Source organism: Austwickia sp. TVS 96-490-7B, assembly GCF_019331795.1.
Classification (GTDB): domain Bacteria; phylum Actinomycetota; class Actinomycetes; order Actinomycetales; family Dermatophilaceae; genus Austwickia.
Window position 1 is genome coordinate 23428 of sequence record NZ_JAHPZL010000005.1, and the last position, 14429, is coordinate 37856.

At 60.6% G+C, this 14429-nt stretch carries 13 protein-coding genes and 1 pseudogene; 8 read left to right on the forward strand and 6 right to left on the reverse strand.

What is annotated here, in order from left to right:
- The 8 genes from pafA (at window position 1) to KEM60_RS07735 (ending at window position 9432) form a co-directional block, all read left to right on the forward strand.
- The gene (gene pafA / locus KEM60_RS07700) at window positions 1–1377 is read left to right on the forward strand and encodes a Pup--protein ligase (RefSeq protein WP_219106956.1); all 1377 of its coding nucleotides are present in this window, start codon (window positions 1–3) and stop codon (window positions 1375–1377) included.
- Between the two features lie 259 nt (window positions 1378–1636).
- A complete protein-coding gene (locus tag KEM60_RS07705; RefSeq protein ID WP_219106957.1) occupies window positions 1637–2512 on the forward strand; it encodes an FKBP-type peptidyl-prolyl cis-trans isomerase in 876 nt (291 codons plus the stop codon).
- Between the two features lie 165 nt (window positions 2513–2677).
- Window positions 2678–3061 (forward strand): FKBP-type peptidyl-prolyl cis-trans isomerase, encoded by a 384-nt coding sequence (locus KEM60_RS07710; RefSeq protein WP_219106958.1) that lies wholly within the window; start codon window positions 2678–2680, stop codon window positions 3059–3061.
- A 70-nt stretch (window positions 3062–3131) separates the two neighbouring features.
- Window positions 3132–4163, forward strand: a complete 1032-nt coding sequence (locus tag KEM60_RS07715) for a YafY family protein (protein WP_219106959.1) — start codon at window positions 3132–3134, stop codon at window positions 4161–4163.
- Window positions 4160–5194: a YafY family protein gene (locus KEM60_RS07720; RefSeq protein WP_219106960.1), complete on the forward strand. Its 1035-nt coding sequence runs from the start codon at window positions 4160–4162 to the stop codon at window positions 5192–5194. The genes KEM60_RS07715 and KEM60_RS07720 overlap by 4 nt, the downstream gene beginning before the upstream one ends.
- Before the next feature lie 63 nt (window positions 5195–5257).
- Window positions 5258–5716, forward strand: a complete 459-nt coding sequence (gene tatA / locus KEM60_RS07725; RefSeq protein WP_219106961.1) for a Sec-independent protein translocase subunit TatA — start codon at window positions 5258–5260, stop codon at window positions 5714–5716.
- A 12-nt stretch (window positions 5717–5728) separates the two neighbouring features.
- Complete coding sequence (gene tatC, locus KEM60_RS07730; protein ID WP_255574377.1) at window positions 5729–6532, forward strand: twin-arginine translocase subunit TatC; 804 nt, start codon at window positions 5729–5731, stop codon at window positions 6530–6532.
- Between the two features lie 89 nt (window positions 6533–6621).
- Window positions 6622–9432 carry an RNA helicase gene (locus KEM60_RS07735; RefSeq protein WP_219106962.1) on the forward strand — a complete coding sequence of 937 codons (2811 nt, stop codon included), beginning with the start codon at window positions 6622–6624 and terminating at the stop codon, window positions 9430–9432.
- Between the two features lie 66 nt (window positions 9433–9498).
- Here KEM60_RS07735 and KEM60_RS16520 read toward each other — a convergent pair whose 3' ends face one another.
- The 6 genes and pseudogenes from KEM60_RS16520 to KEM60_RS07760 all read right to left on the reverse strand — a co-directional run bounded on the left by KEM60_RS16520 (window position 9499) and on the right by KEM60_RS07760 (window position 14400).
- Window positions 9499–9945 (reverse strand): 5'-3' exonuclease H3TH domain-containing protein, encoded by a 447-nt coding sequence (locus tag KEM60_RS16520; protein WP_370626325.1) that lies wholly within the window; start codon window positions 9943–9945, stop codon window positions 9499–9501.
- A pseudogene (locus tag KEM60_RS16525) lies at window positions 9922–10344 on the reverse strand (flap endonuclease); the annotation flags it as partial. The gene KEM60_RS16520 and the pseudogene KEM60_RS16525, both read right to left, overlap by 24 nt.
- 53 nt (window positions 10345–10397) lie before the next feature.
- Entirely contained in the window at window positions 10398–11573 is a 1176-nt protein-coding gene (locus tag KEM60_RS07745; RefSeq protein WP_219106964.1) for a hypothetical protein, read from the reverse strand.
- An 82-nt stretch (window positions 11574–11655) separates the two neighbouring features.
- Window positions 11656–12750, reverse strand: a complete 1095-nt coding sequence (locus tag KEM60_RS07750) for a hypothetical protein (RefSeq protein WP_219106965.1) — start codon at window positions 12748–12750, stop codon at window positions 11656–11658.
- A 368-nt stretch (window positions 12751–13118) separates the two neighbouring features.
- Entirely contained in the window at window positions 13119–13829 is a 711-nt protein-coding gene (locus KEM60_RS07755; RefSeq protein WP_219106966.1) for an HAD family hydrolase, read from the reverse strand.
- On the reverse strand, window positions 13822–14400 hold the full coding sequence (locus tag KEM60_RS07760; RefSeq protein ID WP_219106967.1) for a TIGR03086 family metal-binding protein: 579 nt from the start codon (window positions 14398–14400) through the stop codon (window positions 13822–13824). Before KEM60_RS07760 ends, KEM60_RS07755 begins: the two co-directional genes overlap by 8 nt.
- Between the last annotated feature and the right edge of the window lie 29 nt (window positions 14401–14429).

Consider the following 14429-nt stretch of genomic DNA (forward strand, 5'->3'; position numbering starts at 1 on the left):
ATGGACCGGCGGATCATGGGGATCGAGACGGAATACGGGGTGACCTGCGCCTTAGCGTCCGGGAAGGCGCTGACACCGGACGAGGTGGCCCGCTACTTGTTTGCCGATGTTGTGGCTCAGAACCGGTCAAGCAATGTCTTCCTGCCCAATGGTGGGCGGTTGTATCTGGATGTGGGGAATCATCCGGAGTATGCGACAGCGGAGTGTGACTCCTTGCCTGATCTGTTGGCGCAAGAACGCGCGGGCACCGCGGTCATGCAGGATCTGGTCGATCAAGCGCAGCGACGGATGTCTGAGGACGGCGTATCTGGTCAGGTGTTCTTGTTGAAAAATAACGTCGACTCGGTGGGAAACGCTTTTGGGTGTCACGAGAATTATTTAGTGTCGCGCGCGACAGACCTGACGGTGTTGACGAACGTGTTGGTGCCGTTCTTAGTGACTCGACAGATCATCTGTGGAGCGGGTCGGATTGTGCCGCGTCGGGATGGGTCGGCATTTTTTGCGGTGTCGCAGCGGGCGGAGTTGACCTGGGAGGGCGCGTCGAGTGCGACCACTCGAAGCCGTCCGATGATCAACACTCGGGACGAGCCACACGCGGAGGCGGCGCGATTCCGCCGGTTGCATGTCATCGTGGGTGATTCGTCCATGGCTGAATCAAGCACGATGGTGAAGGTCGCCGCGATGGATCTGGTGCTGCGGGCGTTGGAAGCGGGGGCGTCGGTGCCATCGTTGATGCCTGCTCAGATCTCTGGGGCGATTCGGGCGGTGTCGACAGATCTGTCTGGGCGGGGGATGTACCGCACGGTGGAAGGCCGTTCGGTCACGGCGCTAGAGGTGCAACGGATCTACCACGCGATGGTGGCGGATCATCTGGCCGCGTGTGGTCCGGCCCGACCCTGGGACCACGAAGCGGTGACCTTATGGGGAGACATTGTGTCTGCCTTGGAGCAAGACGAGCCGTTGCGGGTCGCGGCCCATGTCGACTGGATCGCTAAATGGGCATTGTTGTCGCGGCAGGCGGAGCGCTATGACCTGACATGGGAAGACGCCCGGTTGCGACAGCTTGATGTGCTTTATCACGACATCAACCCGGCACGGGGTCTCGCGGCGAAGTTGGAAGCGTCGGGGGTGTTGCAGCGGTGGACGTCCGCGGAGCAGGTCACAGATGCCGTACGCCGTCCGCCGCAGACAACTCGAGCTGCGTTGCGAGGGGCATTTTTGTCTGCAGCGCACCATTTCCGACGTGAGGTGACGGCTGACTGGACGCATCTTCGGTGGGAGGGCGGATCAGAACGCAGTGTGGTCTGTCAGGACCCATTTGCGTCGTCAGATTCGCGCGTGGATGAGCTGATTCAGCTGATGGAGCGAGTCCGGTGATCTGATCTACCCGGGCTGTGACAGCCCTTGGCGGCTGAAAATGGGCGTGCTGCAGCTGGAGTGGTGATGGTGCCGAGGACTATGAGGGGTCCTGGGCGGGGTTAGTCTGGACCGACATCCGCTCCGCGAAGAAAGTCGGCCTCTCGTGCGTTCTCTGTCGCTGCGCCTTGCCAGCCTCGTCGTCCTGCCTGCTGTGTTGCTCACGGGGTGCGCAGATAACCCATCGGACACGTTGCCCGCGGCGTCATCGTCCTCCGGTGTGTCTGACAACGTTGACTCGCTGTCCCTCACTCCCGGGAAGGACGACAAGACTCCACCGACGTTGAACATCGCGCAGAAGCCGTTCAAGGTCGCCAAGCCAGTGTCGAAGGAAATCAAGAACGGCACGGGCGAGGCGATCGGCGACCACGCGGTGCTGGAGGCGAAACATGTCATCTTCTCCGGCAAGGACGGCGCGGTGATCAACTCGTCGTACGGAGACACCCCGTCCACGTTGCGGGTGGGGGATGCGGACACGCCGCCATTCTTCACTGACGCGGTCAAGGGCAAAAAAATCGGCTGCCAGGTGATGGTCGCGGTCCCGGCGAAAGATACCTTGAGCGAGCAGCAGCTCCCCAAGGGGTTGACGTTGGATGACACGGTGGTCTTTGTGATTGACGTGGTGGGGAGCCGTCCGTACCTAGAGAAAGCCGAAGGTACGCCGGTGCCGCCGAAGGCTGGGTTGCCGACGGCCGAGGTGCCAGACGACATGAAACAGCCTGCCAAGATTTCGGTGCCTTCGCCGACACCGATCAAGGAGACGGTGACCCAGCCGCTGATCGCGGGTAAGGGCAAGAAAATTGAGAAGGGTCAGCACATCCGGATCCGCTACACCGGGGTGACCTGGCGGGAGCCGGGCAAGCCGTTCGACTACTCAGGTAAGGCTGGTCCGGGCTATGCGGAATTCCCGATCGGTGCCGGTCAGCTGATCAAGGCGTGGGACGAAGGCATTGTCGGTCAGACCGTGGGGTCACGGCTGCTGCTGGTGGTGCAGCCTGCTGACGGGTATGGCGCGAAGGGCGGAGCCAACGGCGCCATCAAGGGCGACGACGTGTTGATCTTCGTGGTGGATGTCTTGGACGCAGGGAAAAACTGATCCTTACGCTAGGTCGGGGCTGGCTTTCTTCGGTGGGAGGAGCCAGCCCCGTCGTTCTGTGAGCGCCCAGCGGGCAGCTGCGGTTCTGGCGGTGTCGTCGCCAGGCTGAGGTGCTGGGTAGGCTCTGGGTGTTGACCGTTGAATTGACGAAGGATGTTGCGCGACATGACCGAGTTCAACCGTGTGAAGCCCGAGATCGACTTCCCGGGGGACACCCCGCCGGCGGAGCTGGTCATTGAGGACCTGGTGGTCGGTGAGGGTGCGGTCGCCGAAACGGGCCACGAGGTTGAGGCCCACTACGTGGGGGTGGCCTGGAGCACCGGGGAGGAGTTTGACGCGTCGTGGAATCGTGGGCAGACGTTGTCCTTCCCGCTGGGGACGGGCATGGTCATCCGGGGCTGGGACCAGGGAATCGCCGGGATGCGGGTAGGCGGACGCCGCAAGCTCATCATCCCGCCGCACTTGGCATACGGCGATCGTGGCGCGGGTGCGGTGATCCAACCGGGGGAGACCTTGATCTTCGTGGTGGATCTGGTCGACGTGCACTGACGGTGTCGGTGGGGGGCTGGTCGAACTGGGGGCGGTGCGTGGACGCTGCGGTGTGTGGGGCGCCGCGATCATGAGGACTTCACCTCAGGTCGCGGCGAAGACCGAACGCCTGTTAAACCTGGTCATCTGCTTATTGTCGACGCGTCGGCCGTTGACGCGGGGGCAGATCCGGGCTGCTGTGGCGGCGTATGCGCAGACGCCTTCGGAAGAGTCGTTCGAGCGGATGTTCGAGCGAGACAAGGAGGAACTGCGCGAGTTGGGAGTGCCGTTGGTGACGGTGCAGCTCGATCAGTTCTTCGATGACGAACCGGCGTACCGCATTGACCGTGGTCAGTATGCGTTGCCCGAATTGCATCTAGCGCCGGACGAATGGGCAGTGTTGTCGTTGGCGAGCCGGGCCTGGTCGGAGGCCTCTTTGGGTGGTGCGGCTGCGGCGGCACTGCGAAAACTCGCCGCGGACGGTGTCGAGGTGGATGAGTCCGTCCTGTCGGGGGTGGAGACTCAGGTGCGCACCGTGGAGCCAGCATTCGAGGCGGTGACGGCAGCGGTGGTGGACTGTTGCCCGATCCGGTTTGCGTATCGCACTCGGGGCGCGGGCGAGCCGCAGGTCCGCCGCATCCAGCCGTGGTCGTTGACCAGTAGGTTCGGTCATTGGTATGTCGCTGGTTTTGACGTGGACCGGCAGGCGCCGCGGGTGTTTCGGCTGAGTCGGGTTGTCGGGGCTGTACGCCGGGATGGCAAGCCGGGGAGTTATGTCATCCCTGCCGATCATGATGCGCCGTCCATGATTCGCCGGCATGATCAGGACGCTCGGGTAGTGGCCACAGCGTGGGTGCGTCCAGGAGCAGGTCATGCATGGCGTCGGCGGGCAGTCTCTGGCGCGAGCTGCGAGGCTGCGCCTGACGGGTGGGATGTGTTGCGAGTGTCGGGCCCCTCGGTGAATCAGCTTGCTGACGAAGCGGCGTCATATGGGCCAGTGGTGCGAGTCGTTGACCCACCTGAGTTGGTGGAAGCGACAGTACGTCGACTGTCGGCGGTGGTGGCAGCGCACCGATCAGCGTCACCTGCGGGCCCACAGCCGTCACCGGAGGCACAGCCATGACCATCGGAGAAGGACCAGCAGGACGAAGCACCTCAGCTCGATCGCGGCAAGAATCAGCGTCAGATCGGCTAGCACGTTTGTTGACGATGGTGCCGTGGCTGCTCAACCGTCCGGGCATCGCGATCGAGGATGCCGCTGCTCAGTTGCAGGTGTCGCCGGAGCAGGTGGAATCGGATCTGGAATTGCTCTTCCTCTGCGGGATGCCCGGAGGAATGCCTGACGATCTCATCGAGGCGGATTGGCACGACGGACGGATCTACCTGGGAAACGCCGACACTATTGCCCGCCCGTTGCGTCTGGGCCGGGAGGAAGCGTTGGCGTTGATCGTGGCGCTGCGGACGTTGGCGCAGATCCCCGGCCTGGCTGAGCGGGATGCATTGGATCGCACGCTGGCGAAGTTGGAGGAGGCGGCATCGATGGATGCTGCGGCCAGTGTGGACGCGGCGCGGCATCGGATCCGGGTGCAGATCGGTGCGGAAGAGCAACAGGACACGATGGACCGGCTCCGTGAGGCCTTGGCCCGTCGACGCCGGGTGCATGTGCGCTATCTGGTGGCGGCCAGGGACGAGTCCACGGAGCGGGATGTCGATCCGATGCGTCTGACCAGTGTTGACGGCCGATGGTATCTGGAGGGGTGGTGTCACCGCTCGGAGGCAGTGCGGTTGTTTCGGGTCGACAGGGTCGAGTCGGTGGAGATCCTCGACGTCGATGGGACGCCGCCGGTGCAGGCCCAGGGGCGGGACTTGGGTAGTGGGGCGTTCCAGGCAGGTGCGAATGACGTGGTGGTGACGATGGAGTTGTCACCGTCTGCGGCGTGGGTGGCGGAATGGTGTCCCCATGTGGGGCATGTGGTCCACGATCAGGGTTCGACGTTGCTGGTGCCGACCTCCGATATGGGGTGGTTACGTCGGTTGGTGTGGCAGTTAGGCGGTCAGGCGCAGGTCACGGCGCCGCAGTGGGTCGCTGATCAGGTGCTCGCTGGGGCTGAGGAAGCCCTCGCGGGTTACCGGGAGCAGATCGACATACACTGAGCCGACAGTTCCGTCGAGGCACGTGAGATTCTGACAACATTCCGGTCGAAAGGACCAGTATCGATGTGGCGCAACGCTCTCGAACCGTGGCACATCATCATTGTTGCCCTGGTGATCGTGATCGTGTTCGGCTGGAACAAGCTGCCGGACATGGCGCGCAGTTTGGGCCGCTCGTTGCGAATCCTCAAGGCTGAGGTTGACGAGATGCGACGCGACGACGCCCCGAGTGCGGCTAGCCAGGACACCGTGTCGGGTGCGACGGTGCCACCGTCAGCGGCTACCACACCTGCTGCCGGGGCGACTGCGACGTCCGCCGCAGGTCAGCCAGCGAAGGACACGGGGTCTTCGGCCCCCGCGGCGCCGGAGACCCCGGAGCAGCGCACCGCGCGACTTCGTGCTGAGGTTGCGGCTTCCTTGGATGCTGAGGAGGAGCGGGCCAGGATCGAGGCGGAGATGCGAGCGCAGCGAGCGGCGAAGGCTGCCGGGGCAGAGTCGAAGCCCCGCACCGACCCCACCCTCTGATCCTGATCACCGGTGGCTTTCTTACGCCGACCCCGGCAGGCTCGACGCGACCCTGAGGGACGGATGTCCCTGATTGAGCATCTGATCGAATTGCGCAACCGAGTGGTAGTCGCAGCTGTCGCTATCGCCGTGGGCGTGATTCCGGGCTGGATGCTCTACGAGCCGATGTTCGCGCTGCTCGTACGGCCGTTGAAGGACCGTGGTGGTCATGTTAACTATGCGGGATTGACCGACCCGTTTGCGGTGCATCTGCAGATGGCGTTGTCACTGGCCATCATCTTGACTGCCCCGGTGTGGGTGTGGCAGATATGGGCCTTCATCGTTCCTGGATTAACCCGTCGGGAAAAACGCACCGCGATGGCGTTCATCGGTGTCGCGGTGCCGTTGTTTCTGGGTGGTTGTGCACTGGCGTTGTGGACGTTGCCGATGGCCGTGGATGTCTTGGTGTCGTTTACTCCAGCTGCGGGTGACAACATCATTGGCGCACCAGAGTATTTCACCTTCTTGACGAGGTATATTCTGGCGTTTGGTTTTGCATTCCTAATGCCAGTTTTTTTGGTCGCTTTGAATGTGATTGGGATTTTACCGGCTCGAGTGATGCTGTCTGGGTGGCGGTGGGCCGTGATCGGCAACTTTGTTTTTGCCGCGATGATGACGCCAACTCCGGACCCCTGGACGATGTTCATCCTGGCGTTGCCGATGTGCGCCCTGTTTTACGGGGCTTACGGGGTGGCCTGGCTGTTGGATCGTAGACGTGATCGACGTCGTCCGTCGTGGACTCGTGACGTTCCGGACGATCAAGCAAGCTCGTTGTGATGTCTGGGGTGTTGCGGCAGGAGCGGTAATCTGGCCTGTCCGTCGGTCGGCGTGTGGGGGAGGAGCTGTGCCTGCCGTAACCTGGGCGCATGTCTAGCCCTGCAGAACGTTATGCCCGGTCACGGCGCCGCTCACGTCATCCTCAGGTGACTGAGTTTGCTGCGGGACTGGATTTTCAGCTGGATGAGTTCCAGGAGCGGGCGTGTCAGGCGGTGGAAGACGGTCGGGGTGTCTTGGTGGCTGCGCCTACCGGGTCGGGCAAAACGGTGGTGGGGGAGTTCGCTGTCCATCTGGGGTTATCAACGGGACGTCGAGCTTTCTACACGACTCCGATCAAGGCCTTGTCTAATCAGAAATATCACGATTTATGCCGCCGGCATGGCAACGCTCAGGTGGGCCTGTTAACCGGCGACAGCGTGATCAACGGTTCCGCGCCGGTGGTGGTGATGACCACCGAGGTGCTGCGCAACATGATGTACGACGAAAGCCCAACCCTGGATGACTTGGGGTTTGTGGTGATGGATGAAGTTCATTATCTGGCCGATCGATTCCGCGGAGCGGTGTGGGAGGAAGTCATCATCCATCTGCCCCAGCAGGTGCAAGTGGTGTCCTTGTCAGCAACAGTGAGCAATGCCGAGGAGTTCGGTGCCTGGTTGGGGCAGGTCCGTGGAGACACCGAAGTGGTGGTCGAGGAGTTTCGGCCAGTGCCCTTGTGGCAGCACATGATGGTGGGGCGAGAGATCTGTGACTTGTTCGTTGAGGGGGAGGATTCCTTAGCTCCGGGGCATCGAGCGATGTCCGTATCATCGCGGATCAATCCGGAATTGTTGGAGAGCATTGAGCGTCGTCGTCGAGGTAGCCGGGACCGATTGCCGCGTCGACGAGGGGAGGCACGCGGACGGCGTACGGCGGAAACCGCAGGTCGGGAACGTCCGATGGAGCGGCGGGTGTCTCGTGCGGAGGTCGTAACCCGCCTAGAACGAGACGGCTTATTACCAGCGATCACGTTTATTTTTAGCCGGGCAGGTTGTGACGCCGCGGTGCAGCAGCTGTTGGCGTGGGGCACGACCTTAATCGATGAGAAGGAGGCCCGCGCTATCTCCGATTTGGTCCATGAGCGGGTGTCCTCGTTATCCGCAGCCGATTTGGGAGTGTTGGGTTTTGCCGATTTTTTGGAGGGGCTGACTCGAGGATTTGCCGCTCACCACGCCGGGATGCTGCCGACATTTCGAGAGTTGGTAGAAGAGCTCTTCACGCAAGGTCGGATCAAAATGATTTTTGCGACCGAAACCTTGGCGTTGGGGATTAATATGCCCGCTCGAACCGTCGTACTGGAAAAGTTGGTCAAATTCAACGGTGAAGGTCACGCGGACATCACTCCTGCTGAATATACGCAGCTCACTGGCAGGGCTGGCCGTCGAGGAGTGGACGTCGAGGGGCATGCCGTCGTCCTCTGGAACCCGCAGGTCGATCCAGTGTCTGTGGGAGGGCTAGCGTCGACCCGCACGTATCCGCTGCGCAGCAGCTTCCGTCCCAATCCCAACATGGCGGCAAATTTAGTGGCGACATTTGGGCGAGAGCGCGCCCGCGCTGTATTGGAGACCAGTTTTGCCCAGTTCCAGGCGGATCGTTCTGTGGTGGGAATCATGCAGACCATTCGTCGGCATGAGGAGGCATTAGCGGGATATGCGGAGTCGATGACTTGCCATCTGGGGGACTTTGCTGAATATGCAGCGTTGCGCCGGGACCTGTCTCAGGCCGAAAAGGAAGCGGCGCGAGTGCGGGCATCGGGTCGTCGGGCGCGGGTGGCCGCGTGGCTGGGCAAACGCACTCCTGGGGAGGTGCTGTTGCTGCCCACGCGATCCCACGGTCGACAGGTGGGTCGGGCTGTGGTGCTGACTCCGGCGACCTCCGGCTCGCAACCGGTGCTTTCGGTGCTGACCGAGGAAGCTCGGGTGCGGCGGATCGCTCCGAATGATCTGGAGGATGTGGCAGCGATAGCGGGAAAAGTGCGCATTCCACAGCAATTCCATGTCCGGGTGGTCAAGGACCGACGTGATCTGGCAGCAACGATGCGAGCCACAGTGCCGATCGACGCGCCCGCTTCGGAGCCGGCGGCAGCGGGGCTGGATTCTGAGGAATGTTGCGGTGGCTCAGCCGTGGACGTGGAGCAACGGATCACCGAGCTACGACGTCGGATGCGTGCACACCCTTGTCATGGATGTCCTGACCGTGAACATCACGCCCGATGGGGGGAGCGGTGGACGTCTTTGCAGAAGGAGACCGCAACGTTACGGCGGCGGGTGGAAGGTCGCACCAGTTCGGTGGCGCGGGTTTTTGATCGGCACTGTGATGTGCTCGCTGAGTTGGGTTATCTCGATGCTGATGGGATGGCGGTGACTGCAGCGGGAGAGCAGTTACGTCGGATCTTCTGTGAGCGTGATGTGCTCGTCGCGCAGTGTTTACGCCATCCGGGCTGGGCAAGGCTGACCCCTGCTGAACTCGCGGCGACGGTGTCTGCGTTGGTGCACGAGCCCAGGCGAGATGATTCCGAGCCGTTCCCGCAGCTGCCGACAGCAGCGGTGGAAGCTGCAATCACGGCGATGGATCGGGCGTGGTCGGACCTGGAGGATCGGGCAGTGGCCCACGGGGTGACGCCGGTGGCTCGCCCCGATGCAGGGATTGCGATGATGATCTATCGCTGGGCCAGTGGCGGGTCCTTGGAGTCTGTGCTGCGAGACAGTGATCTTGCGGCGGGTGACTTTGTCCGCCGGTGCAAGCAGCTGGTGGATCTGTTGGGGCAGATCGTGGATGTTGCGTCACCGACAGTGGCGGTGACGGCGCGGTCCGCGGTGACCGCGGTGATGCGTGGTGTCGTGGCGGCAGACAGGTTGGACTGAGCTGGCTGCGGGCGTCACCTAGCTGCCGTTGAGCGGATCAACACTGGCCAGGTGGATCAGCACTGGTCAAGTGATGTGCAGTGCGTCGAGAAGGCGGGTGAACTGACGGGTGAGTTGATATTGCACTGCGAGCTGCGAGATCAGACGTGCATCGGCGACCGTGCGGGGGAGAGATCCGTGCGGCGGGTCGCCGTCAGGGTCAGGAACTGGACAGTCACGGACCACATCGACCACTGTCGGGGCGACGGCCAGATAGTCGCGGGCTTTGCTGAGTCGAGCGAGCCGGGCGCCTTTGAGGCGGATGTCGACATCATCGATGGCTTGGATCACGCCGTCGAGATCACCGAAGGTGCGTAACAGGCTCGCCGCGCTCTTAGCGCCGATCCCCACCACCCCGGGCAGCCCGTCGGAGGGGTCTCCGCGCAGGACGGCGAGGTCAGCGTATCGGGCGCCGTCAGGGACGTCGTACTGGTCAAGCAGGTAGGCCTGGTCTACGTGGTCAGGATCACGGATTCCCCCGCGGGCGGTGTATATCACCCGGACGGGCACCTGGTCATCGACGAGCTGAAACAGGTCGCGGTCGCCTGTGACGACGTCGATGGAGGTGCCAGGGCAGCGGTGGACGGTAGTGGCGACGAGGGTGCCGATGACGTCGTCTGCTTCGTACCCCGAACTTCCGATACGGCAGATCCCTACTGCGTCGAGAGCTGCAGCAATGAGAGGGACCTGGACTGCCAGAGCAGCGGGGGTGTCTTCATCGGTGTCGCTGCCGGGGGCGAGTCGGTGGCTTTTGTAGCTGGGGACGGCGGCGACGCGGAAGGCGGGTCTCCAGTCGTTGTCCCAGCAGGTGACGAGGTGGGTGGGCTGGTAGGTGGTGAGAAGGGTGGCAAGCATGTCCAGGAATCCGCGGAGGGCGTTGGTGGGGGGATCAAGCCGGACGCCGCACTACTGCCCAGTTGACTAGGTCAGCTTGAGGGAGACAATAACACTGCCTGAGTCAAGCCGCTAGGTAAGAGCAGGGTCGCGGCGATCTCTTGTGAGGTATTGATCCCAGCGACAGTCTGAAGTTTCGCCCCCGGCGGCATATCCGCCACTACAAGGGGACGAATCTCACCACCCCGCAGTATTCCAGGCCCCCAGATCGAGTTGACCAGTGCCTTGTTGCCATTAAGGAGTTTCACTGGGGTGATAGCACTAGTACTACTGAGGATGGTCGGCCTGCGCTGTGCATCCCAGGCAATGGTGTGTGTGCCGATAGCCCCAATGATCCGTCGACCGTCCGGAGACACCTTGATCGTCGCCGGGGTTTTACGAGCTGAAGGAGCGGTCACTCCTGCAGGAAGAGGTAACATTTCTGGTAATGAACTTCCTCCAGAGGCAACAAAAGGTTTTTGGAGGATATCAGTGGTCGCCAGTTGGCCAGCATCTGCATGCGGAAGAATCACACCGGCCACAGTGCCTTGTTCTGCTAAATCTGTGCCATAAACTTCACTGCTGGGATCTGAGGGACTGATCCTACGGGAGGCGCCGTCCAGTGAGGTGACATAGGTGGAGTAGACATGCTTCTTCGTGTCAAGATCTACATGAAGAAGGTGGCCATCTTCAGTGCCATGAAAAAGTGAATATTGAACCTCTTGAGGTGATGCTGACAGGATCGTTCGAGGCAGCACTTTCTCCGATTCCCAGTGCACCACCATGTTCTTATTTTTACTGGAATCTGTTTTATGAATACAGTTCACGACCCCTAGCACAGACCCATCTCGACCAGCGGAGATGGGCCGCCATCGTGTAGCCCAAAAATATGGATAGCAGTCCTCGGAGATCCACGGGAATGCCACAGCTCCACTGCCCTGATCAATCAGGTTGATTGCAGACTTATCATACTCTGGGAACTCAGCATCTTCTTTTTTCTCTATAATTCCGACAAGTAGGCGACTATATTCTGTGATACCACTTCCAATAGTCGACTGATGTAAAATTTGTCCATTTCTATATGCAGGAGCTAGCTGGACGATCTCGTATGAGACATCCTGTCCGCGCGCTACCTGCTGGTGTGCGCCACGCTCTGCTGGTGTCGCTTCATCCGGCTGGGCGTGGGTAGCCCCCATAGGGAGAACGCTGATCAGCATGACAACCATCACCGACAGAGGCCAGCGTGACCGAGAATATGACATGGCAACCTCCTAGATCGACAGAACTTCCGTGACACTGGGACATGATTTCTTAGTGAGATGGCGCCAACAAGACGGCTCGACGTCGGCCTTCCCCAGTGCGGATTGTGGCTGCTATCTGCAAAGAACTATTGACATGGGAGACACTGACAAGCTGTGACCCTTGCGGCAAATCTTTGACTGATAGCGGATGCGCAATATTTCGGTCAAGTATGGCTGGACCCCACGCGGACGTAACGAGCGCTTGGTGTGCACTGAGAATCTTAACCGGGACAATGTGGGCATCGTCACTGAGAATCACCGGGTGTCGTTGGGAGTCCCAGGCGACAGTGCGCGGACCGTAGGAGCCAATGATCCATCTTCCATCCGGAGAAACCTGTAGAATATTTGGAGATTCAATGTCATTTGAGGTGGCCGTTCCTGGCGGTAGGGAGAGGGGGGTTGCAATAGCACTCCCTTTTTCTGCCACGAAAGGAAGTTGGGTCATGCCCGGCTCAGGGAATCGATGAAACCTTGCTGGTTCCTGCCGGATAAAATTACCCACTACTGTGCCATCATCGCCAATATCAATCCCATATACTTCTTGGTCAGAATTGACTGCATGAATCTCTTGCTGATGATGACCATCCTTCACCACTATTGTTTTAAAATGAGGCTCTTCGTAAGCAGAATTCATAATCTGACCGTCGTTGTTAATATCTAAGGTTGCAAATGACGTCTCCAGGGATGAAGCCAGGGGGACATTCCTGGGCATTTCTTTTGGCGTACCCCATCTCATGACTGTGTTACTCGAAAAAAGAGCACTTCCACCATCCCGACACACTGTGGAAGCACGTATCGACCCATCGCGCAAAATCCCCAATGCTTTCCAGGAGAAGAATGCAACCTCAGGGTTGCAATCGATAGACATGATGGGAAGCATCGTGACCCCGGTAGACTGATTGGCAAGATAGACCTTACTGTCATCCGGAAGGGGTGGCGTCACTGTGTCGTCGCCAGAATAAGGACCACGACTATCAGCCATCAACGTGCCATTGTCTGCGACAAAACGTCCGAAAGAGTCACTCCGGGATGGCAGCGTGGGTTCGGTGAGCGGAACCAACCGGTAAGTAGCCTCCTCGCCACGGGTCACATTGGTGTTGGTCACCCGTTGTGGCGGGCGTATCCCAGGATCAACCGGCTGGGCAAGAACTGACCCAGCTGGTAATACCCCGACAAAGAGGACAGTGAGAACAGACGAGTGACGACAGGCACGGTGTCGAAACATGAGGCGCTCCGTGGTCAGGGTGGGTCCGCCTCCCCGACAGCGTCGTCAGATGCTTGGGCGTCCACCGGTGCTCGCACCCTACCGGTGGTGTAAACCATCGACCACGGTCACTGAGACGAACGGTCATCACCTCAGATACAACACAGAAAATTGCAGGTCAGAGGCCCATAGTGGATGTCACCTGATATCGGACATGTCGCCAAAACTTCCCAGATTCTGCTGGTGAAACCGCTCATGCCAGATCATCACTAACCAGCGTGACCTGAGTCCATATCACCGTCCAATACGCCGGAGATCTCGCGAAGGTCAGTCAGTACGGGGACGCCAAGCTTGTCGGCAACCTCGGCGTGCAGGTGCCCCTCAGCGACCACAGCTACCCTGGCCCCGACTGTGGTTGCTACGTCGACGTCATGAGCGGTATCACCGACGAAAAGCACCTGTTGAGGGGCAAGACCCTGCTTGGAAAGCGTCGTCATCCAGCGGCGAGCCACGTCTTCTTTACTGTGTGCGTAAATATCACTGATCCCCAAAATAGCGGTGCAATATTGCGCTACAGCAAAAGGGGCGACTTGAGCGACGAGCAAATCCTGCCTGCTGGCTGACAGGATTGTCTGAGACAAACCTCGTCGGCGTATCTCCATGAGCGCTTCGATAGCGCCTGCACGAAGCGGCACTCCCGCCACCCGAGAATGATATTCCTCGATGAATCGATGTGCCGCTACCTCAAATAAACCCGTCTCCTCTCCCAGCCCGATCCGTTCGTAATACGTGCGGATCGGAAAAGTGAAGGTACGGCGGTAGGTGGGCAAATCAGGAATCACTGGCAGCCCGAATTCAGTAAGCACGACATTGATGGTCAACCATGAGATTTCGACATCAGCGAAGAGCGTGCCATTCCAGTCCCAGACAACATGTTGGATCGACGTGGCCGAGTCGCCTGGCCGGTTGTGGTCAGCCACGTCGGAACGGGCGACGACCCGTGAGAGAAAGCAACATGCCGAGGCGGTGATCGCCGGCGTAGGGCACGGGTGGCGCGAATAGTGAGCTCGTCTGGCCAGCAGCGACACGCGGTCGCTCGTAGGCGATCCCCGCCTCGACCGCGTCAGCGACTGGCTCATAGTTCACACCAGCACCGGCAGCTAAATCCCAGCCGTGCACAGTTAAGTCAAGCAGCATCTGGTGGGCGTAGTCGCGTACTGGCAGCAATCCCCCACGAGTATGGACTTGCCCGTCCGGATCTGCCTGCGCCCACGCCATCAACGAGAACGTCATCGCCCGCTTCCACGCACCAGGCAGGTCCGTACCAAGAACATCACCGTCGTACTGCTGCCCCACCTGCTCCAGGGTCTCCCCTCGGAGCAGGTGGGGTGCCCACAGATGCTCAGCGACGAGATGGTTCAGGACATCGCCGACCCGCCAGCCCTGACAAGGCGACGGCGCATACCAGTCATGATCGGTGACAGACTCCACGACAGCCGTGACAGCGCGCGCCGCTTCAGGTAGCAGCGTCAGGACGTGCGGAAGAGACATGCGGGCGCCTCCCAGGCAGGGATGGATCA